General features: G+C 71.0%; 22 protein-coding genes. 6 read left to right on the top strand and 16 right to left on the bottom strand.

The window, feature by feature from the left end; genetic code table 11:
• Positions 1-144: 144 nt before the first annotated feature.
• The 3 genes from KVA01_RS05980 to KVA01_RS05970 form a co-directional block, all read right to left on the bottom strand.
• Positions 145-1,053 (bottom strand): sulfite exporter TauE/SafE family protein, encoded by a 909-nt coding sequence (locus tag KVA01_RS05980; protein WP_068467925.1) that lies wholly within the window; start codon positions 1,051-1,053, stop codon positions 145-147.
• Positions 1,054-1,060: 7 nt separating this feature from the next.
• Positions 1,061-1,951 (bottom strand): 5-deoxy-glucuronate isomerase, encoded by an 891-nt coding sequence (gene iolB, locus KVA01_RS05975; RefSeq protein WP_141269317.1) that lies wholly within the window; start codon positions 1,949-1,951, stop codon positions 1,061-1,063.
• Between the two features lie 218 nt (positions 1,952-2,169).
• Positions 2,170-2,907: a GntR family transcriptional regulator gene (locus KVA01_RS05970; RefSeq protein WP_141269315.1), complete on the bottom strand. Its 738-nt coding sequence runs from the start codon at positions 2,905-2,907 to the stop codon at positions 2,170-2,172.
• A 124-nt stretch (positions 2,908-3,031) separates the two neighbouring features.
• On the opposite strand from KVA01_RS05970, the gene KVA01_RS05965 reads away from it, so the two are divergent.
• From KVA01_RS05965 to KVA01_RS05955, 3 genes are all read left to right on the top strand, one after another.
• The gene (locus tag KVA01_RS05965) at positions 3,032-3,988 is read left to right on the top strand and encodes a 1,4-dihydroxy-2-naphthoyl-CoA synthase (protein WP_068467919.1); all 957 of its coding nucleotides are present in this window, start codon (positions 3,032-3,034) and stop codon (positions 3,986-3,988) included.
• A gap of 10 nt (positions 3,989-3,998) precedes the next feature.
• Positions 3,999-5,390 carry an AMP-binding protein gene (locus tag KVA01_RS05960; protein ID WP_141269313.1) on the top strand — a complete coding sequence of 464 codons (1,392 nt, stop codon included), beginning with the start codon at positions 3,999-4,001 and terminating at the stop codon, positions 5,388-5,390.
• A 128-nt stretch (positions 5,391-5,518) separates the two neighbouring features.
• The gene (locus KVA01_RS05955) at positions 5,519-6,403 is read left to right on the top strand and encodes a 1,4-dihydroxy-2-naphthoate polyprenyltransferase (RefSeq protein ID WP_068467918.1); all 885 of its coding nucleotides are present in this window, start codon (positions 5,519-5,521) and stop codon (positions 6,401-6,403) included.
• Positions 6,404-6,572: 169 nt separating this feature from the next.
• Here KVA01_RS05955 and KVA01_RS05950 read toward each other — a convergent pair whose 3' ends face one another.
• The gene (locus tag KVA01_RS05950; RefSeq protein ID WP_068467916.1) at positions 6,573-6,851 is read right to left on the bottom strand and encodes a DUF4229 domain-containing protein; all 279 of its coding nucleotides are present in this window, start codon (positions 6,849-6,851) and stop codon (positions 6,573-6,575) included.
• 48 nt (positions 6,852-6,899) lie between these two features.
• Here KVA01_RS05950 and KVA01_RS05945 point away from each other — a divergent pair, with 48 nt between their 5' ends.
• Positions 6,900-7,367, top strand: a complete 468-nt coding sequence (locus KVA01_RS05945; RefSeq protein ID WP_068467968.1) for a PLDc N-terminal domain-containing protein — start codon at positions 6,900-6,902, stop codon at positions 7,365-7,367.
• Between the two features lie 239 nt (positions 7,368-7,606).
• Here KVA01_RS05945 and ccsB read toward each other — a convergent pair whose 3' ends face one another.
• The 11 genes from ccsB to KVA01_RS05890 all read right to left on the bottom strand — a co-directional run bounded on the left by ccsB (position 7,607) and on the right by KVA01_RS05890 (position 17,794).
• Entirely contained in the window at positions 7,607-8,722 is a 1,116-nt protein-coding gene (gene ccsB / locus KVA01_RS05940; RefSeq protein WP_233438780.1) for a c-type cytochrome biogenesis protein CcsB, read from the bottom strand.
• A 4-nt stretch (positions 8,723-8,726) separates the two neighbouring features.
• On the bottom strand, positions 8,727-10,406 hold the full coding sequence (gene resB / locus KVA01_RS05935; RefSeq protein ID WP_141269311.1) for a cytochrome c biogenesis protein ResB: 1,680 nt from the start codon (positions 10,404-10,406) through the stop codon (positions 8,727-8,729).
• Positions 10,403-11,161, bottom strand: a complete 759-nt coding sequence (locus tag KVA01_RS05930) for a cytochrome c biogenesis CcdA family protein (protein ID WP_068467910.1) — start codon at positions 11,159-11,161, stop codon at positions 10,403-10,405. The genes resB and KVA01_RS05930 overlap by 4 nt, the downstream gene beginning before the upstream one ends.
• Entirely contained in the window at positions 11,158-11,790 is a 633-nt protein-coding gene (locus tag KVA01_RS05925; RefSeq protein ID WP_233438779.1) for a TlpA family protein disulfide reductase, read from the bottom strand. Before KVA01_RS05925 ends, KVA01_RS05930 begins: the two co-directional genes overlap by 4 nt.
• A 41-nt stretch (positions 11,791-11,831) precedes the next feature.
• Positions 11,832-12,503 carry a histidine phosphatase family protein gene (locus tag KVA01_RS05920; protein ID WP_141269309.1) on the bottom strand — a complete coding sequence of 224 codons (672 nt, stop codon included), beginning with the start codon at positions 12,501-12,503 and terminating at the stop codon, positions 11,832-11,834.
• 51 nt (positions 12,504-12,554) lie between these two features.
• Complete coding sequence (locus tag KVA01_RS12920) at positions 12,555-12,905, bottom strand: glutaredoxin family protein (RefSeq protein WP_141269307.1); 351 nt, start codon at positions 12,903-12,905, stop codon at positions 12,555-12,557.
• 181 nt (positions 12,906-13,086) lie between these two features.
• A complete protein-coding gene (locus KVA01_RS05910) occupies positions 13,087-13,185 on the bottom strand; it encodes a 30S ribosomal protein bS22 (RefSeq protein ID WP_005504750.1) in 99 nt (32 codons plus the stop codon).
• Positions 13,186-13,340: 155 nt separating this feature from the next.
• Entirely contained in the window at positions 13,341-14,186 is an 846-nt protein-coding gene (locus KVA01_RS05905) for a FadR/GntR family transcriptional regulator (protein WP_068467907.1), read from the bottom strand.
• An 86-nt stretch (positions 14,187-14,272) separates the two neighbouring features.
• Entirely contained in the window at positions 14,273-15,613 is a 1,341-nt protein-coding gene (gdhA, locus tag KVA01_RS05900; RefSeq protein ID WP_068467905.1) for an NADP-specific glutamate dehydrogenase, read from the bottom strand.
• 38 nt (positions 15,614-15,651) lie between these two features.
• The gene (locus KVA01_RS05895) at positions 15,652-16,461 is read right to left on the bottom strand and encodes an ArsR/SmtB family transcription factor (RefSeq protein ID WP_082810240.1); all 810 of its coding nucleotides are present in this window, start codon (positions 16,459-16,461) and stop codon (positions 15,652-15,654) included.
• A gap of 121 nt (positions 16,462-16,582) precedes the next feature.
• Positions 16,583-17,794 carry an acetoin utilization protein AcuC gene (locus KVA01_RS05890; RefSeq protein WP_174805709.1) on the bottom strand — a complete coding sequence of 404 codons (1,212 nt, stop codon included), beginning with the start codon at positions 17,792-17,794 and terminating at the stop codon, positions 16,583-16,585.
• Between the two features lie 145 nt (positions 17,795-17,939).
• Between KVA01_RS05890 and KVA01_RS05885 the strand changes: the two genes are divergently transcribed.
• Together KVA01_RS05885 and KVA01_RS05880 are read left to right on the top strand one after the other, a co-directional pair.
• Positions 17,940-19,385, top strand: coding sequence for a TrkH family potassium uptake protein (locus KVA01_RS05885; RefSeq protein WP_068467899.1), 1,446 nt, complete (start codon positions 17,940-17,942; stop codon positions 19,383-19,385).
• Positions 19,378-20,046 carry a potassium channel family protein gene (locus tag KVA01_RS05880; protein WP_068467898.1) on the top strand — a complete coding sequence of 223 codons (669 nt, stop codon included), beginning with the start codon at positions 19,378-19,380 and terminating at the stop codon, positions 20,044-20,046. Before KVA01_RS05885 ends, KVA01_RS05880 begins: the two co-directional genes overlap by 8 nt.
• A 35-nt stretch (positions 20,047-20,081) precedes the next feature.
• Here the strand turns inward: KVA01_RS05880 and KVA01_RS05875 are convergent, their stop codons facing one another.
• Positions 20,082-21,167 carry a carboxylate-amine ligase gene (locus KVA01_RS05875; protein WP_068467896.1) on the bottom strand — a complete coding sequence of 362 codons (1,086 nt, stop codon included), beginning with the start codon at positions 21,165-21,167 and terminating at the stop codon, positions 20,082-20,084.
• Positions 21,168-21,185 lie beyond the last annotated feature (18 nt).

Genomic DNA, 21,185 nt, shown 5'->3' with positions numbered 1-21,185 from the left:
GAAGATCACGTCAAGGGATGACGACGCCGCCCGGGCCGCGAGCGCGGCCCGTCCCCGTTCACTGCCACCCACCGCACCACACCGGTTCGGCGAAGCCATGGAAGGACGGCGCGCGACCCACGACGGGGCCCGCGCCGCCGCCCCTCAGAACAGCAGGTACACCGCCCCCAGCAGGGTCACCGCGATCACGGCCCGGTCGAAGACGTGCTGCGCGATCCGCGCGAGCGCCCACTTCCCCACCAGCGCTCCCACCACCACGCCGGGCACGAGCAGCGCGTCCATCACGAGGGTGTGGGTCGTGAGCAGGCCGAGACCCACGGAGACGGGGACCTTGAGCAGGTTCATGGTCACGAAGAACCACGCGGCGGTGCCCAGGAAGGCGTGCTTGGGGAAGCGCGCGGCCAGGAAGTACATGGACATCACGGGCCCGCCGGCATTGGCGACCATCGTGGTGAATCCGCCGAGCGTCCCGTAGCCGGCCGCCGCGAGTTTCGAGGTGCCGTGCGAGTCCGCGGGGGCCGCGGCGTCGTCGTCCGAGGCTGAGTTCACGCTCGAGTTCGAACCCGAGGTCGGCCCCGCGTCCGAGCCCGGTACGGCCCCGGAGTCAGAGCCGGGCCCCACGGCCGGCACCGACCCCGCACCTGCGCCAGGAGCCGACGCCGCGCCCCGAGCCTCCGCCCGGCGTCGCCCCCGCCGCTGCCACAAGGTGATCCCCATGAGCAGGATCAGCAGCACGCCGATCACGCGCCGCACGAGCGAGTCCCCGGCGAACGCGAGGAACACGCCGCCGAGCGCAAGCCCCGCGACCACCGCCGGCATCATGCGGACGAGCGTGGGCCAGTGGGCGTGGCGGCGGTAGTTCCACAGCGCGAAGCAGTCGCCCACCAGCAGCAGCACGAGCAGCGCCCCGGTGGAGGCTCTGGCCGGGAGGATCGCCGCGAACAGGGCCACGGCGAGCGTGTTGATGCCGGGCAGGGCCGTCTTGGAGAAGCCCACGAGCAGGGCCCCGCACAGCAGCCCCGCCCACGCGAGGAGGGTCAGGTCGGGAAGCACCCGCTGATCATCCGCCGAACGGCAGCCGGGCGTCCACCTCGGCGCCGTCCCACTGCCGGCGCACCCAGCCGTGGTGCGGGTCGTCGCTGATCAGCCACTCGCGCACCGGGCCGGGACCGGCCATGACGTTGAGGTAGTACATGTCGTAGCCGGGAGGAGCCATGGCTGGACCGTGCCAGCCGTAGGGCACCAGCACGACGTCACCGGTGCGCACCTCCGCGTTGACGTCGATCGGCCGCTCGTCCGAGGCGTAGACGCGCTGGTAGCCGATGGCGTCCGTGGCCTCCGCGGGAGCGTCCGGGGTCACGCGGGTCTCGAAGTAGTAGATCTCCTCGAGCCGGGTCTCCCCCTCCTTCTCCTCATCGTGCTTGTGCGGCGGGTAGGAGGACCAGTTCCCGGCCGGGGTGAGCACCTCGCACACGATGAACCGGTCCGCCTCCAGGGCCGCGGGCGTCCCGAAGTTGCGGACCTCGCGGGAGCAGTTGCCCGCGCCGCGCAGCTCCAGGGGCGCCTCGTCCTTGCGGACCAGGCGGACGGGGTACTCGTGGCGAGCGGGGGCACTGGCCACGGCCACGCGTGCGCCGGACTCGGCACACAGCTCGAGCGCCTGCTCGACCCCCGTGTAGAGCATGTCCGTGGGGCCGTGGAAGACGGACTCACGCCCGGCCAGGTGGTAGGTCTCGCCGGCCACGACGGCGGTCACGTCACCCCCGGCCAGGGGAATCACGATCCGCTCCTCGGGGGCGGCCTCCAGCGTCACGGGCTCGGCGCCGAACGTCACGGTGCGCAGGCCGGTGTGCTCCCACCCGGGAACCTCCAGCAGCGAGTCGTGCCCGCCGATCGAGAGATCCCACGGTGCCTGCGCGGCGGTGCCTGCGGGGTAGAACCAGTCGGTCATGGGTCGTTCCTTTCCTCGGTGGAGCGGATCCTCGGTGTGCTCCTGGTGGTGCAGGGTGCCGCCGGGCGGCGGTTCAGCGGGCGGCGGTTCAGCGGGCGGCGGTTCGGCGATGTGCGGTTCGATGGGCGTTCCGTCGGGACGGACCGACGACGCCGCCGCGCGGCGCCCGCCGCTGCACCCATCCCCGAACCGCCCGTTCCGCTCCGTCCCGCCCCGTCTCAGGCGGAGAGGGTCAGTTCGAACGAGTAGGAGTCCGCACGGTAGAAGTGACGCCCGGTCTCCACGCGCCGCCCGACGTCGTCCGTGGCCGTGCGCGACATCGTCACCAGGGCCGCACCCTCCGTGATGCCCAGCAGCTTGGCCTGCTCCGCGGAGGCCACGGCGGCGCCGATCTTCTGCGTGGCCACCCGGAAGTTCACGCCCTCGCGGCGCAGGATCTCGTACAGCCCGTGCTCGGCGAGCTCCTGGGTGTCCAGGGTCGCGATCTCCGGGGGCACCCAGTTCTCCATGATCGCCAGGGGCTTGCCGCCGCGGCTGCGCAGCCGCCGAAGGTGGTAGACGGCGGCCCCCTCCGCGATGTTCAGGGCGCGGGCGGTCTCCGCCGGCGCGGGCACCTCCTCGAGGGAGAGCACCTGCGTCGCGGGATTGGACGCGTCCTGGGCGAGGTCGTCGTAGAGCGAGGTGAGGCGCACCGGGCGGCGCACCTCGGAGGCGACCACCTGCGTGCCCACTCCACGCTTGCGCACGAGCAGCCCCGAACGCACGAGCTCGTCCATCGCCTTGCGCACGGTGGGACGCGAAAGGTGGAGGTTCTTGGCCAGGGACAGCTCGTTCTCGAGCATGGTCCCGGGCGGCAGCTCGCCCTCCGTGATGGCGGACTCGATGCCGTGCACGAGCTGGTGGTACAGCGGCACGGGGGATGCCCTGTCGATGGTGATGGTGGATGGAAAGGCCATGTCTCTCCCGGGTCAGCCCGACGGTTTTTGTCTCATTGTAAGTACAAATGCCCGCCCGGTACTACCGGGGCGTCACCACCTCCCCGAAAACCTCCCCAGCCCCACCCGTCCTACAGTGGTACCCATGACCAACGCGCAGCTTCCCGACCGTGTGTCCGAGATCTTCGATCCTCAGCAGTGGCGACCCGTCGAGGGTTTCACCGACCTTGAGGACATCACCTACCACCGCGGCGTGGAGCGGGACGCGAACGGCACCGTGGTGAAGGACCTGCCGTGGGTCCGCATCGCGTTCGACCGCCCAGAGGTGCGCAACGCGTTCCGCCCCGGCACCGTGGACGAGCTGTACCGCACCCTGGACCACGCCCGCATGTCCTCGGACGTGGGCGCCGTGATCCTCACCGGCAACGGCCCGTCCGCGAAGGACGGCGGCTGGGCGTTCTGCTCCGGCGGGGACCAGCGCATCCGCGGCCGGGACGGCTACCACTACGCGCAGGGCGAGACCGCGGACTCGATCGACCCGGCCCGCGCCGGGCGCCTGCACATCCTGGAGGTGCAGCGGCTGATCCGCACCATGCCCAAGGTCGTCATCGCGGCGGTCTCCGGGTGGGCCGCCGGTGGCGGGCACTCGCTGCACGTGGTGTGCGACCTCACCGTGGCCTCCGCGGAGCACGGGAAGTTCAAGCAGACGGACGCCACCGTGGGCTCCTTCGACGCCGGCTACGGCTCGGCCCTGCTCGCCCGCCAGGCGGGCCAGAAGTTCGCCCGCGAGATCTTCTTCCTCGCGGACGAGTATTCCGCGCAGGACATGCACCGCATGGGCGCCGTGAACCGCGTGGTGCCCCACGAGGACCTCGAGACCACGTGCGTGGAGTGGGCACGGAAGATCACCTCCCAGTCCCCCCAGGCCGTGCGCATGCTCAAGTACGCGTTCAACCTGCCGGACGACGGCATGGTGGGCCAGCAGGTCTTCGCCGGCGAGGCCACGCGCATGGGCTACATGACGGACGAGGCCGTGGAGGGCCGGGACGCCTTCCTGCAGAAGCGGGACCCGGACTGGTCCGCGTTCCCCTACTACTTCTGACGGTCGCCGCATGACCTCGCCCTTCTCCCCCGAGCCCGACGACGCCGCCCTCCCGGGCACCGCGCTGCCGGCACCGGCGCTCGGTGCTCTGCCCCGCGACGTCGTCGTGCTCGACGGCCCCCTCCCCGGTGACCCGCTCGAGCTGCTGCCGCGGCTGCGGACCGCGCTGTCCCGCCCCGGCCCGGCGGTCGTCGTCGCGACGTCCGGCTCCACCGGCCGCCCCAAAAAGACGGTCCTGACCACCGAGGCCCTGGAGGCCTCCGGTCGCGCGACCGAACGGGCCACGTCCGGTCCGGGGCAGTGGCTGCTGTGCCTGCCGGCCCACTACGTCGCGGGCGTCCAGGTCCTCGCGCGCTCCGTGCTCGCGGGCACCCACCCCGTGGTCATGTCCACCGGACACTTCACCCCCGCGGCGTTCGCGGATGTCGCGGAGGGCATGGACGCCCCGGTGCGCTACGTGTCCGTGGTGCCCACCCAGTTGCAGCGGATCCTCGACCCCGCCGAGGGCGCCCCCGACTTCCGCGCGGTGGCCGCCCTCGCGCGCTTCGACGCCGTGCTCGTGGGCGGTTCCGCGCTGTCCCCCGCCCTCGCCGCGCGCGCCGCGGAGGCGGGCGTGCGGGTCGTGCGCACCTACGGGATGTCCGAGACGTGCGGCGGGTGCGTCTACGACGGCGTGGCCCTCGACACCGTGGCCGTGCGCCTGCTCCCGGACGACGCCGCCCCGGCCGCCGCCCGCGCGGCCCTCACCGTCGCGGAGGGGCCGGGAGCCTTCTCCGAGGGCCGGATCTGGCTCGGCGGGGACGTGGTGGCCGCCGGCTACCTGGACGACCCCGCCCAGACCGCCGCACACTTCCGCGTGCTCGACGGCGTGCGCTGGTACCGCACGGACGACCTCGGCGCCCGCGGGGAGGGCGGTGCCCTCTCGGTGCTGGGGCGCACGGACGACGTCGTGAACACCGGCGGTGTGAAGGTCTCGGCCGGTCTCGTGGCCTCTGTTCTCCTCGAGCACCCCGCGCTGCGGCAGGCGCTCGTGGTGGCCGTGCCGCACCCCGAGTGGGGGCAGAGCGTCGCCGCCGTGGTCGTCCCCCGGCCGGGCACGGAGCGGAGCACGACGCTCGAACGGGAGCTCTCCGCGGCGGTGCGCGATCGGCTCGGGGCCGCCGCGGTGCCCAAGCTGTGGCACCACGCGCAGCAGCTCCCCCTGCTCGCGACCGGCAAGCCGGACCGCTCCGCCGCGGCAGCGCTGTTCACCGGCACGGCCGACGCGTCTGCCACCACCGGCACCCCCGGTACGACCGGCACCCCCCTGACACCACCGGCACGCCCCGGCCTCCCCGACACCTCCGACGGCTCCGAGACCTTGGACACCCAGGACGCCCGCCGCGCAGGCCCCCGGGGCTGACCGCGGCCCTCGCCCCCGACAGAGCCGGCTCCGCGCCAGCCACCGTGCGCCGGGGCGGCCCGGGCCGGTGCACGACCCGTGGGAGAATGGGGCGAACCCGAACTCCGTCGTCGAAAGGTCGTTGCACCGTGGCCACACCAGCTCAGTGGGTCGAGGGGGCTCGTCTGCGGACGCTGCCCATGGCCGCGGCACCGGTGATCGCCGGTACCGCCGCCGCGCAGGCGATGCACGCCGCGCACGCCGTCCCGGCCCTCCTGGCACTGCTCGTGGCCCTGTTCCTGCAGATCGGCGTGAACTACGCCAACGACTACTCGGACGGTGTGCGCGGCACGGACGACGACCGCGTGGGCCCGCTGCGGCTCACCGCCTCCGGCGCGGCCACCCCGCGGCAGGTCAAGCTGGCCGCCTTCTCGTGCTTCGGTCTCGCCGCGGTGGCGGGCGTCGCCCTGGTGGCGCTGTCGCAGCAGTGGTGGCTCGGCGTGGTGGGGGTCCTGGCGATCGCCGCGGCCTGGGGCTACACCGGCGGCAAGAAGCCCTACGGCTACATGGGACTCGGGGACGTGTTCGTCTTCATCTTCTTCGGCCTGGTGGCCACTCTGGGCACCACCGTCACGCAGGCCGGGCGCCTGAACCTGGACTCGTGGGTGCTGGCCGTGGCCACCGGACTCTTCGCGTGCGCCCTGCTGATGGCCAACAACATCCGCGACATCCCCGGGGACGAGGTCGCGGGCAAGCGCACCATGGCCGTGCGGCTCGGCGACTCCAGGGCGCGGCTCACCTTCACCGGCGAGATGTTCGTGGGTATGGTCCTGCCCCTGCTGCTCGTCCCGCACAACCCGTGGGTGCTGCTGGTCTACGCGATGAGCCCGCTGGCCGTGGGCGCGGCCATCACAGTGCTGCGCAGCACCGACCGCCGCGAGCTGATCCCCGTGCTCAAGCAGTGCGGCTTCATCAACCTGGGCGTCACCGTGCTCTACGCCGTGGCCGTGCTCGTCTTCCAGTACGTGGGCTGATCCAGCCGCCTCCGCGGGGACGACGACGCCGCGCGGCGGTGCATCTCCTCGCCCCCACGGTTCGCGCGGGGCCGGCCCTGCCGGCTCCGGCGGCTGCGGAGCCCATCCGGCCCGCCCACGACGTCCCGGGTGGCCGGACCGCAGGTCCCGGGGTGCTGGACCCCGAGCCTCAGACGTCCTTGCGGCTCTCCGTGTCCGTGTAGGAGTCCTCGAACTCCTGGTCCTCGAGCGCCACGCGGTTCTGCGGCTTGGGCGAGCGCGAGATGAAGCGGTGGAAGTCCTGCCCCGCCGCGTAGTGCAGCTTGGGGAAGAAGATGTAGCAGATCGCGAAGGCGGCGATCACGGCCGCGATCCCGGAGAACACGAGTCCCAGGCCCAGGTAGAGGCACACGAGGAAGAACGCGATCAGAATGCCGAGGCGCAGCAGGGAGTACTTCAAGAAGTTCACCCGGCCAGTCTAGGCGCCCGCCCTGGACACTCCCCTAGGATGTTCGGCATGGGCCGAGCAATTCTGATCATTGGCGCGGGCGCACTCGCGGTGGGCGTCATCATCTACGCGCTCATCGAGTGTGCACAGTCGGAGCGCTACAGCGTGCGTGCGCTGCCCAAGTGGGCGTGGCTGCTGGTGATCCTGCTGCTGCCGGTGGTCGGGGCGGTGCTGTGGCTGCTCTTCGGCCGCCCCCGCCGGGAGGACGTCGCAGCGGAGGCGCAGCGCGGCCGCGGCCCGGACGACGACCCCCAGTTCCTGCGCCACCTCGAGCAGCACCGCAGGCAGCAGGAGCAGGCCCGCCGGCTGCAGGAGTGGGAGAACGAGCTCAAACGCACGGGCCGCGCCCCGGGCACCCACCCGGAGACCGACGAGCCCCTGGACCCCTCGGACCCCCGCAACGACGCTCCGAAGCCCCACGACGACACTCCGGGCCCGCGCAACGACACACCGGGCCCGGACGACGCACAGAAGTAGGAGACCTCCGGAAGCAGCCAACACCCGGTCGTAGCAGTCCTCCTGACGCAGCAGACCTCCGAACGTGGCACCTGGACCGACGAACGATGCCCGCCTCCCCGAACGGGGAGGCGGGCATCATCTGTGCGGTGCGCTGGCGGCGTCGTCGTGCGGAACGCGCCGCCGCAACGGGCCTCGACAAGGGCCCGACGGACTGGAAGTCCAGCGGCGCTCAGGGACTCCCCGCGAGGCTCAGCGCCTCACAGGCCCGAGTAGGAGTGCAGACCCGGGAAGAGTGTATTGACCACGGTGAAGTTGAAGACCACGCACATGTAGCCGGCGATCGACAGCCACGCGGAGCGGTTGCCGTTCCAGCCGCGGGTCACGCGGGCGTGCATGTAGGCGGCGTAGACGGTCCACACCACGAAGGTCCAGACCTCCTTGGTGTCCCAGCCCCAGAACCGGCCCCAGGCCTGGTCCGCCCAGATGGCACCGGCGGCCAGGGTGAAGGTCCAGAACACGAAGCCCACGGAGTTCAGGCGGAACGCGAAGTTCTCCAGGGTCACGGAGCTGGGCACGGCGCGCAGGAAGCCCATGCGGGAGGTCTCCCCCGCGGCCAGGCGCTTCTCGCGGCGGGCCTGCAGCAGCTGCAGCACGGCCATGGCGAACGTGATGGTGAAGATGCCGGAGGCCGCCACCGCGATGGACACGTGGATGATGAGCCAGTAGGACTGCAGCGCCGGTTGCAGGGGCGAGACCGGGGTGCGGAACACGATGGTCGCGAGGCACAGCATGATGAGCACGAGCCCGGAGACCATGGGCCCAACGAAGCGCAGGTCCTTGAAGATCAGGGTCACCAGGTACACGCCGGCCACCACCATGGCGCCGGTGCTGCAGAACTCGTACATGTTGGCCCAGGGCACGCGGTCCGCGGCCACGCCGCGGGAGACGACCGCGAAGACGTGCAGCGCGAACGCGATGACCATGAGCGTCACGGCCACGCGGGCGGCCGGGCGGCGGCTGCCGCGCTTGTAGTTCAGGGCCTCGAACTCGCCCACTCCCTTGGTAGAGTTCTCGGCGGACGTGCGGAACTCGGCGGCCACGGCGTCGTCAGCACCCCGGGAGACCGCGCCGCTGCTTCCCGCCGCGCCGTGGGCCACGGACGACGCCGCCGCCCCGGCTCCCACGAGCTGCCGGGAGTTCGCCTCGGCCTCCGTGCGGCGCTTCTCCCGCGCCTGCTCGTTGAGACCGAGCGTCTTGGAGTGGCTGGCCATGTCCCACACGAACGCCACGAACACCACCATGTAGGTCATGGCGGCCAGGAGCATGAACCACTCGCTCCAGTTGCCCAAAGTCACGTTGATGTCGCTACCCATTACCTCACGCCTTATCCGACGGTTTCAGGTGGAACTCCCGCACTCCGCGGTCCTCCCACAATGACGTCCACAGAGCAGTCAGCTTCTCCGCCTCCGCGCCCAGGCGGTGATCCTCGCCCCGCGCCAACAGGCCGTACTCCAGAACAGTACACCGGACGCCATTCGCGTCCTCGGTCTCCGTGGCGCGCACCCAGGCCCTGCGGCGCGCGATGAACAGGCTCATCACGAGCCCGGCGAACGCCACCAGGAAGGAGACGAACGCGGGGATGCGCCCGGGATCGCTGTGCACGTCCAGACCCACGTAGCGCTTGACGTCCAGGAACTCGATGCTGCCCTTGCCGTCCGGGAGGTCCACCTTCCGGTGCTGGCCGTCCAGGAGCACAGGCCCGTTGCTGCTGGACATCGCGTTGAGCTCCTTGAGCCCCTTGGTGTCCAGCACGTAGACGTTCTGCGGCTGACCGCTGTCCAGGCCCAGGTCACCGCTGTACGAGGAGAGGATCAGCGCCGGGTTGTTCAGCCCCGGGTCCACGGACTTGGGGATCGAGCCGTCCTGGGAGACGGCCGTGGGCAGCAGCAGGCCCACGAAGCCCAGCTGGTCCGGGCGGGCATCCGGGACCTTCAGCGTCAGGGAGGAGGTGTAGACGGAGTCCGAGGGCACGGTGACCACGGGCCCCTCGTACGCGACGTGGCCGTCGCCGTCCTTGACGCGGATCACCGGCGCGTAGCCATTGCCCACCAGGTACACCTTGGTGCCGCCCACGTTCAGGGGCTTGTTCACCGCCAGGTGCACGTCCTGCGGGGTGGCGCCGGGGGCGTCCGTGACGGTCAGGTCCGCGTTGAAGTCTGTGGGCTGGCCGTAGTGCTCGGGGTCGCTCGTGTCACGGTTGAACGTGGCCTCGAAGGACTTCAGCGAGATCGAGAACGGGTTGAGCCAGTCCGCGTTGAAGTTCGTGCCGGGGTTGAAGGAGTCGTAGTCCACGAGGGTGTTCACGAAGGACTCCCCCTCCACGATCACCTTCTGCCCCTTGTAGCCGAACAGGGATCCCGCGGCCACCGAGATCAGCACGCCCAGCAGGGCCACGTGGAAGAGGATGTTGCCCACTTCCTTGAGCATGCCGCGCTCGGCCGCGACCGACGGCGCCCCGGTCCCGAGGTCCTGCACCTGCACGCGGTAGCCGCGCTTCTTCAGGGCCGCGGCCGCCGCCTCGACGGCGTCGTCCGGGGTGGGTGCCGCGGCGCCCTCGCGCCCGCCGAGCATCACCTTGCGGTACTGCGGCAGCCGCGAGATCCGCCGCGGGGTGCGCGGCGGCTTGGAACGCCACGCCTTGAAGTGCTGGAACGCCCGCGGGATCACGCAGCCCACGAGCGAGATGAACAGCAGCAGGTAGATCGCGGAGAACCAGTAGGAGGAGAAGACGTCGAAGAGCTGGACCCGGTCCAGCCACGGCCCCATGACGGGGTTGGCCTTGATGTAGTCCGCCACGGCGTCCGGGTCCTGCACGCGCTGCGGGAACAGGGAGCCGGGGACCGCGGCGATCGCGAGCAGCAGCAGCAGCACGAGGGCGGTGGACATCTTGGTCAGCTGCCGCCACGCCCAGCGCAGCATGCCGACGGGCCCCAGCGCGGGGACCTCCACGGCCGCGCGCTGCGCCTTCCGCTCGCGCCTTGTACGCGCCTTGGTCATATCGGCATCACCCAATCGGTTACGAATTCGGACTGGATCCAGGAGACCAGTGCGGACCACACGCCCGTGGCCATGGCCAGCCCGATCAGGACCAGCACACCACCGCCCACCCGCTGCAGGGTCAGGCGGTGGCGGCGGAAGAACGCCATCGCGCCCATGCCGCGGCGCAGCGCCAGGGCGATCAGCACGAACGGCACGCCCATCCCCAGGCAGTACGCCAGGGTCAGCACCACGGCTTTGCCGGTGGAGGCACCGTCCACGTAGACGAGCGCCTGCACCGCGGCGAAGGTGGGCCCGATGCACGGCGCCCAGCCGAGGCCGAAGGTCATCCCGAGCAGGGGTGCACCCCACAGCCCGGGCGGCGGGCGGCGCTCGATCTTGCGGTCGCGCTGGAACCACGAGAAGCCGCCCATGAACACGATGCCCATGAGCATCACGAGCAGCCCGAGCACCACCATGATCCACCGCTGCCCCAGGAACCAGGCAAAGGCACCGAGCTGGGCGAGCACCACGGACATCAGCACGAAGACCGCGGAGAAGCCCAGCACGAACAGCAGCACGCCCCAGAAGATCCGCCCCCGCTTCTGCTCCCGCAGGTCCGCGCCGGTCAGGCCCGTGATGTAGCCCAGGTAGCCGGGCACGAGGGGCAGCACGCACGGCGAGGCGAAGGAGACGAAGCCCGCGAGCAGAGCCACGGGCAGCGCGGCAATCAGGGAGCCGTCGAGGATGACCTCGGCGAAGGGATTGCCGTTCATGCGGATTCGGCCACCGTGTCCTTGATCAGTGCGGCCAGCGTGGACTTGTCCGCCTTGCCGAGCACGCGCGCGGCCACCCGCCCCTGGGAGTCGAGCACCAGGGTGGTGGGCACGGCCTGCGGCGGCACGTAGTCGCTCAGCGCGAGCAGCACGGCGCCGTCGAGGTCGCTCGCGGAGGGGTACCCGACCTTGAAGTTGCGCTCGAACGCCTCCGCGGTGGCCTGCTGGTCCCGCAGGTTCACGCCCAGGAACTGCGCCTCGTCCTTGTACTCGCCGTGCAGGGCCACCAGGTCCGGGGCCTCCGCGCGGCACGGGGCGCAGCCGGCGTACCAGAAGTTCACGACCGCCGGCTTGCCACGCAGGCTCTCGGCGGTGACGGTGCTGCCGTCGAACATCTTCGCGTCGAACGCGACGGGCTCACCGCGCTTGTCCGCGGCGTACTCGCTCACGGATCCGTCCCCGGCCACGTAGCCCTTGTCCCCGCCAGCGTTGGCCTGCTGGGCGAGGTTGTCGTCGGTCGTGGCGCAGCCCGTGAGCGCGAGGCCCAGCGAGGCCACCACGGCCACCAGCCCGGTGCGCACGCGCGTGCGTGCAGCGGGGCGGGCGGAAGAAGATCGCAGAGAATTCACGGGCGCAGCACCTGGGAAGAGGGTCGGGGATCGGACATCGATTATGAGCCGGGAAGCTGATTGACGCCTGAGTAGAGGTGCGCGGCCGGCTCGCTGTAGGAGACGCGCGGAACCCCCGGATCGTCGACGTCGTCGAAGGTCAGGGACGTCAGCGAGGCGAGGTTGCACTCGCGCCGCCGGGGGTCGTGCGGCAGGGGGCGTCCCTGCGCCGAGAGGCGTGTGAGCCAGATGGGCAGCTGGTGGGAGACCGCCACCGCCTGCGCACCGTCCCCGCCGCGCAGCACCGCCTCGCGCGCGATCTCCCGCACGGCTTCCGCCATGCGCTCCACCTGGCTGCGGTAGGGCTCTCCCCACGAGGGGCGCAGGGGGTTGAGCAGGAACGGCCAGTGCCGGGGCCTGGCGAGCTCGCGGCCCGTGACGTGCAGCCCCTCGAAGTGGTTGGCGGGCTCGATCAGCCGCTCGTCCGTGTGGACGTCCAGGTCCAGCTCACGGGCCACCGGCGCGGCCGTCTCCCGCGTGCGGGTCAGCGGCGAGCTCGCGAGGTACACGATCCGGTCACCGTCCTGCACGCGCCGGGCCAGCTCCGCCGCGGCGGCCTCGGCCATGCATGCACCGCGTTCCGAGAGGTGGTAGTCCGGCAGGCGCCCGTAGACGACGTGCTCCGGGTTGTGGACCTCGCCGTGGCGCAGGAGGTGGACGGTCGCAGAAGGCATGGTCCCAGTGTCTCAAACCCCGGGGTAAGGCCCCAATCCGGGCGGGCCCCGTCAGGAGAGGACAGCCCGAAGCCGCTCGGCGTCGATGCGCAGTCGGTCCCACGGTGCGCCGTCCACGAAGACCACGGGCACGTACTGCGCGTAGTCGCGCAGCAGCGCCGGGTCCGCGGTGATGTCCCGCTCCTCGTACGCGGTGCCGGTCTCCTCGCACACCGCCGTCACGGTCCGCCGGGCGTCCTTGCACAGGTGGCACCCCGGCTTCCCCAGCAGGGTCACGGTGTGGGCCGGTGCGCTGCGCGTCCAGTCCACGCCGGCCAGCAGTCCCCCGCGCCGCGCCGCCGGTGCCCCTGCGCCGCCCGCGGGCGCCGCGCCGTCGTCGTCGTGTGCATCCTTCGCCGCCATGGCGACCATGCTACGCACCGACCACTGCGGTCGGGCCCGGACGCGAGCCCGCCGGCGACGGCCGTGCCCGCCACGTCGCCGAGCGGCACCCAGCACGCCGCCTCGACGACGACGACGCCCGCCCCGGGGACGACGAAGGCCCCGTTCCCTGCGCGGGAACGGGGCCTGTCACGGCGCGCGACTACTTCTTGTTGCGGCGCTGGTGACGCGTCTTGCGAAGCAGCTTGCGGTGCTTCTTCTTGGACATGCGCTTGCGGCGCTTCTTGATGACCGAACCCATAGGATCCCTCGCAGTCTTGTCTGGACAGTGGAGTTTGCTCGGGACGGCGCCGGAGCACCACCCCGCCCCGTCGAGCTCAGGGGCAACATCCGATTAACGGCAAACTACTGCCACACCTTACCGCCTGAGCCGTTGCGCCCGAAAACGCGGGCGGCTCAGGCGCTGGTGCGGCGCTGCTCGCGGAGGTCGTCGACGTCGCCCGGCGCATCGGCGGGGTCTGCGGCACCAACCTTCGCGGCCTTCTTCGCACCGCGGCGCGAACGGCCCGCGGACTTCTCGAGCGGACGGGGTTCCGCGGCGGTCGCACGGGAGTCCTCCGGGTCCACCCCGGCCTCCTCGTACTGGTACGCGATGTGCTCGGCGACGAGCCGGGCCGCGAGCGTGCGGTCCCCCGCCTCGAGCGCGCCCACGATCGCGCGGTGCTCCGCCCGGATGCGGCTGGACGTGGTGGACCACAGCGGCACGTGGCCTACGAGGGCCATCGTGTACTCGTAGATCGAGTCCCGTAGGGCCGTGAACAGTGCGACGTTCACCGCGTTGCCGGAGGACTTCACCAGGGCGATGTGGAAGCTCACGTAGAGGTCGTGGAACTGCTTGAGCCCCAGGTCCTCGCGGTCCATCTGGGTCATGATGCCCAGCAGCTCCTCGCGTGGGACGTGACGCTGCTCCGCGCTTTCCAGGGACGCCGTCTCCAGCAGCACACGGGTGCGCACGATGTCCCGCAGCGGGTGCTCGGACGTGGCCATGTGCAGCTGCAGCGCCGGACCGGCGGACGCGGCCGGCTCACGCACCAGGATGGGCAGGATGCTGCGGTGCTGACCCTCGAAGAGCTTGACGATGCCCTGCGCCTCGAGGATCTTCAGGGTCTCGCGCATGGAGTTGCGGGAGACCCGGAAGATGGCCGCCAGGTCCTTGTCCGAGGGCAGGCGCTGCCCCAGCACCAGGTGTCCGTCGAACAGCTCGTTCTCGAGCCACTGCAGAACCTCTCGATGCGTTGCCATGTTCCCTACCCTAAACTCGGGGGCGGTCCGACCGCACCATGTCGCGGTCGAACCGCCGTCGAGACGTCATGTGAAGGCGGGTCGCCTCAGATGATGCCCTGCGCGACCATGGCCCGGGCGACCTTGATGAAGCCCGAGATATTCGCACCGGCCACGTAATTGCCCGGCATCCCGAACTCCTCCGCGGTGGACGCGCAGCGGTCGTGGATCCCGCGCATGATCTCCTGCAGGCGCTGCTGCGTGTAGTCGAAGCTCCACGAGTCGCGGGACGCGTTCTGCTGCATCTCCAGCGCGGAGGTGGCCACACCACCGGCGTTCGCCGCCTTGCCGGGCGCGAAGAGCACGTCCGACTCCTGGAACAGGTGCACGGCCTCGGTGGTGCAGGGCATGTTCGCGCCCTCCGCCACGGCCACCACGCCGTTCTCGAGCAGGCGCTTGGCCTGGCGTCCGTTGAGCTCGTTCTGCGTGGCGCACGGCAGCGCGACGGAGCCGGGGACGTCCCACACGGAGCCGTCCGAGACGAAGCGGGCGCTGGGCCCGCGGCGCTCGGCGTACTCGCTGATGCGTCCGCGCTCGACCTCCTTGATCTGCTTGAGCAGCTCGAGGTCGATGCCCTCAGTGTCCACCACGTAGCCGCTCGAGTCCGAGGCCGTCAGGGCCTTGGCACCGAGGGCCTGGGCGCGCTCGATCGCGTAGATCGCCACGTTGCCGGAGCCCGAGACGATCACGTCGCGGCCCTCCAGGTCCTGACCGCGGGTCTTGAGCATCTCCTCCGCGAACATCACGGCACCGTAGCCCGTGGCCTCCGTGCGCACGAGCGAACCGCCCCAGGACAGTCCCTTGCCCGTCAGCACGCCGGACTCGTAGCGGTTGGTGATGCGCTTGTACTGGCCGAACAGGTAGCCGATCTCGCGGCCACCCACACCGATGTCACCGGCGGGGACGTCCGTGTACTCGCCGATGTGGCGGTACAGCTCGGTCATGAAGGACTGGCAGAAGCGCATGATCTCGGCGTCGCTGCGGCCCGAGGGGTCGAAGTCCGAGCCGCCCTTGCCGCCGCCGATGGGCATGCCGGTGAGGGCATTCTTGAAGATCTGCTCGAAGCCCAGGAACTTCACGATGCCCAGGTACACGGACGGGTGGAAGCGCAGCCCGCCCTTGTAGGGGCCCAGCGCGGAGTTGAACTCCACGCGGAAACCGCGGTTGATGTGCACCCGACCCTTGTCGTCGGTCCACGGCACGCGGAAGATGATCTGGCGCTCCGGCTCGCAGATGCGCTCCACGATGGCCGAGTCCAGCAGGTCCGGGTAGCGGGCCACCACGGGCCCCAGCGATTCGAAGACCTCGTCCACGGCCTGGTGGAACTCGGACTCACCCGGGTTGCGCGCCGTGACGATCTGGCGGATGGGAATCAGTTTCTCGTGCATGTCTCTCCTGCCGTCTGGGAATCTCGGAGGATGACCACTCAGTCGCGACGCGTGCCGCGACCACGGCGCCGGAATCCCGTCAGGGTGGACAGCAGGCCGCTCTGACGGCGATGCGCTCCCCCTCGCGGCCGCAACGCCTCCGCGCTCTCGGCCGAGAACGCCTCGGGCGAGGTGGTGCGGGGCGCGCCGTCGCGGGGGTCGACATCGTCCTCGACCTTGGGCCGGGCTGCCGACGCGGCGTGGTCACCGGTTTCCACACTAGCGGGTGTGACCTGCGGCTCCTCGGGCTCGGGGGCGCCCCCTGCCTCGTCGGCGGCGTCTTCCCCGGAGGCCTCGCGATCCTCCTCGGCGGGCGTGTCCTGTGCACCGACCGCGGATTCCCGGGGCTCGACGGACTTCTCGTCGGTGCCCTCGCGCACCTCGTCCTCGGGCTCGACGACGCCACCCTCGTCCGTTTCCGTGATCTCCGTCACCTCTGCGGTGAACCAGGGGAGCGAGCGCTCGCCCGGGGCGGGGACGGGCGCGGCGGCGTCGTCCTCGGTTGCGGCGGGCGCTGCCACGGCGGGCCGGGCCTCGTCCGTCTCGGCGGCCGCGGAGATCAGGTCCTCCAGCCACGTCACGACGCCCGTCAGCGGCTCGGCCGTGAGGCTGTAGAAGCGCTTCTGTCCCTGCGCGCGGGTCACGACCATCTGGGCGTCGCGCAGCACCTTGAGGTGCTTGGAGACCGTGGGCTGCGAGACCTCGAGCTCCGTGACCAGCTCCCCCACCGGCCGCGGTCCACCGCGCAGCGCCTCGAGGATGCGTCGTCGCGTGGGGTCGGAGAGTGCGGAATATGCGTCGTGGGACATGGGAACAACTCTAGACGGGCGCCCTGGTCACGCCCCAATCAGGAGCGTCCCGGCGTGCCGGACCGGCGCATCCGCCGGGGGGGGTCGAAGCAGTCGAGGGAGCCGAGGGAGCAGTCCCAGGTCAGTCGTACCAGGGGTCCAGTCCCCAGTGGGGGAAGACCTCCTTGCGGGTGGCCATGATGGTGCGGTCGGTCTCGTCGTTGGGGTCGTAGCCGATCTCCCACGAGCGCCACCACAGGTCCACCTCGTCCCCCATCAGCTCCGGCGGGTGCCCGCCGTACTTCTCGCTCATGTAGGTGCGCCAGTCCTGGGGCACCGCGGTGGTCACGGCCACGGGGCGGCCCGCGGCCACCCCCACGAGGTGGGCCCAGGCGCGGGGCACGGCGTCGTGCACGTCGTAGCCGCCGCCCCCGGTGGCGATCCACCGGCCCTCGCACAGCTCCCCCGCGAGGTCGCAGACGGCCAGCGCGACCTGACGCTGCCCGTCGATGCTCACGCGCAGGTGGGTCAGCTCATCCTGGAAGTGGGAGTCGCAGCCGTGCTGGGACACGATCACCTCCGGACGGAACTGGCGCGCGATGGGCGGGACCACGGCGTCGAACGAGCGCAGCCACTGGGAGTCGTCCGCGCGGGTGGGCATGGCCACGTTGACCGCGGTGCCGGCCGCCTCCCCGGTGCCGATCTCGTTGGCGAAGCCCGAGCCCGGGAACAGCGAGAGTCCGGTCTCGTGCAACGAGATGGTCATCACGCGGGGGTCGTCGTAGAAGATCGACTGGGTGCCGTCCCCGTGGTGGCCGTCCACGTCCAGGTAGAGCACCCTGTGCACGCCGCTGTCCAGCAGGTGCTGGATGGCCACGGCGCAGTCGTTGTACACGCAGAACCCGGAGGCCTTGTCCGCGGCGGCGTGGTGCATGCCCCCGCTGAAGTTCACGGCGTGCACGGCCCTGCCGCTGAGCAGGTCCATCGCCCCCTGGTAGCTGCCGCCCACGAGGCGGGCACTCGACTCGTGGATGCCCTCGTAGCCCGGAGTGTCCTCCGTGCCCAGCCCACAGTCGGGGATCTGCCGGGTGGGGTCCTCGGACACCGCGCGCACCGACTCCACGTACTTCTTGGTGTGCACGAGCTCCAGGACGCTGTCGTCGGGGACCTCCGGGACCGTGACCCGGACGTTCTCCGCGGTGTCCAGGCCCAGGCTCTGCACGAGCCGCATGGTCGCGTCCAGACGGCTCGGGTGCATGGGGTGGTAGTCGCCGAAGTTGTAGCTGAGCAGCTGCGGGTCCCAGTAGACGGTGGTGGGACGGGCTGCGTCGTTGCTCGATGTTGCGGAGGTCACAAACCCATTAGAACACTCGGGAACCGGGGTGTCGTGGCAGCGCGCCAGGACGGGGGATACTGGCTGGAGTCGTGTTCCGCGACCCTCATGGCCCACCCCGGTCCACGAGGGCACGGGACGGCCCGGAAACCCGCGAGGAGGTGCAGTGAGCGAGCTCGAACAGCAGGACGCCGCCGAGGAGCACCCCTCGCAGCCGGCGGACGCCGAGCCCCTGACCACCCGCACGGCCCGCCGTTTCCGGGACTTCGTGGACCAGATCGCGGACTCGTCCCCCGCGCGCCTGGCCGTGATCGTCTTCGTGATCGTGGACCTGGGCTTCGCGCTGCTGCTGTGGCTGCCCGTGGCCGCCAAGCACGGGCAGGACACGCGCTTCGTGGACGCCGTCTTCACCGCGACCTCCGCCGTGACGGTCACCGGTCTCACCACCGTCTCCACCGCAGCCCAGTGGTCCGTGTTCGGGCAGGTGGTGATCCTGGTGGCCATCCAGGTGGGTGGCCTGGGCACCCTGACTCTGACCTCCATCCTGGCCCTGGCCATCGGGCGCAAGCTCGGGCTGAAGTCCAAGCTGATCACGCAGGACGCCCTGAACATCGGGCGCCTGGGGGAGGTCGGCTCGCTGCTGCAGATCATCGTGATCACCTCCGTGAGCATCGAGGTGGCCCTGGCCGTGGTGCTGTCCGTGGGCTTCCTCGCGGAGGGCGAGCCACTGGGGACCGCCCTGTGGCACGGCGTGTTCTACGCGGTCTCGAGCTTCAACAACGCCGGCTTCACCCCGCACACGGACGGCCTGGTCCCCTACGACCACGCCGGGCCCACCGCGTGGCTCATCCTGATGCCCGTGTGCCTCGGCGTGGTCGTGGGCTCCCTGGGCTTCCCGGTGGTCCTGGTGCTGCGCCAGGTGGGCTTCCGCTTCAACCGCTGGAACCTCAACGCCAAGCTCACGGTGGTGACCACGAGCGCCCTGCTGCTGGTCGCGTGGCTGCTGTTCACGGTGATCGAGTGGGGCAACCCGGACACGCTCGGCGGGATGGACCCCGCGGAGCGGATCTTCCAGGGCTTCTTCGCCTCCGTGATGATGCGCTCCGGCGGCTTCAACCTCGTGGACATGCCGGACACTTCCCAGGTCACGCTGCTGCTCACGGACGCCATGATGTTCGCCGGCGGCGGCTCGGCGTCCACGGCCGGCGGCATCAAGGTGACCACGCTCGCCGTCGTCTTCCTCTCGATCCTCGCGGAGGCCCGCGGCGACCAGTCCGTGATCGCGTTCTTCCGCACCATCCCGGACTCCGTGCTGCGCATCGCGATCTCCGTGATCATGATGGGTGCGTCCGTGGTGCTGCTGGGGTCCGCGGCCATGGTCGCGCTGACCCACCTGCCGCTGGACCACGTGCTGTTCGAGGTGATCTCCGCCTACGCCACGTGCGGGCTGAGCACGGGCGTCTCCGCGGCGTCGCCGGACCTCGGGAAGTACGTGCTGGTGCTCATCATGCTCGTGGGACGCATCGGCACGAACACCGTGGCCACCGCCCTCGCGCTGCGCTCACGGTGCCGACTGTATTCCTACCCGGAAGAAAGGCCGATCATTGGCTAAGAACTCCTCCCACTCCGCACCCGTCCTGGTGGTGGGGCTCGGCCGGTTCGGCGCCGCCACGGCCCTGCAGCTGATCCAGCAGGGCCGCGAGGTGCTCGGCGTCGAACGGGACCCCGCGCTGGTGCAGAAGATGGCCGGTCAGCTCACCCACGTGGTCGAGGCCGAGGCCACGGACATGGACGCACTGCGGCAGATCGGCGCGGCGGAGTTCTCCTCCGCCGTGGTGGGGGTGGGCACCTCCATCGAGTCGTCGGTGCTGATCACGGCGAACCTCGTGGACCTGGGCATCGACCGGATCTGGGCCAAGGCCATCTCCCCCGCGCACGGCAAGATCCTCTCGCGCATCGGCGCGCACCACGTGATCTTCCCGGAGGCGGACGCCGGGCGCCGCACGGCCCACCTGGTCTCCGGGCGCCTGCTGGACTACATCGAGTTCGACGACGACTTCGCGATCGTCAAGATGTACCCCCCGCGCGAGATCCAGGGCTTCACCCTCGGCGAGTCGGACATCCGCTCCAAGTACGGCGTGACCGTGGTGGGCGTGAAGTCCCCCGGCGAGGACTTCACCTACGCCCGCCCGGACACCGTGGTCAGCTCCCGGGACCTGCTGATCGTCTCCGGGCACGTGGACCTGATCGAGCGGTTCGCGGCGCGCCCCTGAGCGCCGATTTCGTCACGACGCTCCCCGGGGAACCCTCAGCTGCATGCCGTCATGGCCTCGGAGGCCATGGCCATCAGTCCCGGCAGGCCGTGCTGCGAGAACGCGCGGCGCTGCCGGACGGCGCCGTTGCCGTTCTTGAGGATGCGCCGGATCCCGGCCTCCGCGAACTCGCGGTCCGCCTCGGAGGTGTAGTGCCCGCGCACGCGCTGCAGCAGGGTCTCGATCAGTCCGTCCGCGGGAACGGGGCCCGCGGTCTCCGGGTCCAGCACGCGGCCGCCGAGACCCCAGCGGGCGGCCTGCCACAGGGCGATGTCCAGGTACTCCTGCGTGAACTGCACCTCCGGCGGGTTCTCCAGGGTGTAGTTCGCGAGCGCGCGGATCAGCACCGCGATGGACACCGAGTCCCGCGCCTCGAGCTGGACGTCGCACGCCCGGATCTCCAGGGTGCCGTGGCGGTGGGAGAGCCGTGCGAGCCAGCTCAGGCTCGACGGGTTCTCGATCACGTCGAACGCGCTGAGCATGGCGACCCGCACCTCGTGGTCCTCGAGGTCCTTGAAGTGCGGCGGCACGCCGTTGGCCATCCAGCGGCGGTAGTGGATCGAGCGCCAGCTCTCGAAGCCGGCCTCCGAGCCGCGCCACAGGGGCGAGTTCGCGCCGAGCGCCACGAGTGCGGGCAGCCAGCCGCGCAGACCGTTCAGCGCCTGCACGGCGACCTCCAGGTCCGGGAACCCCAGGTGCACGTGCAGCCCGCTGATGTACTGGTCCGCCGCGATCGCGGGCGTCTGGACGGCGTGGCGCGTGTAGCGCTCGTTCCAGGACGGCGCGGCCGGCTCGGGCCGGATGTCCGGGGCGGCGGCGAGACCCACGACGTCCATGCCCATGGGTGCCGCGGCGTCGTGCAGGGCCGTGCGGAACGCGACCAGCGAGTCCATGGCCGTGGCGGAGTCGTGGAAGATCGGGGAGGTCTCCTCGACCTGGCACGCGAGCCACTCGGGAGTCGCGGAGGCGCCGCCGACCTCCAGCGTGGTCAGCTGCTGCGCCTGCTCCTGGGTGGGTCGTGCGGGGAGGTGGTCCTCCCGGTCCATCAGGAGGAACTCCTCCTCGATGCCGAACGTGCTCATCCTGCTACCGCCTCGTGT

Source organism: Kocuria varians (genome assembly GCF_006539885.1).
In the GTDB taxonomy this organism is placed as follows: Bacteria; Actinomycetota; Actinomycetes; order Actinomycetales; family Micrococcaceae; genus Kocuria; species Kocuria varians.
Note: the sequence above shows the minus strand (reverse complement) of the source record. Positions and strands in the feature narration are given on the sequence as shown.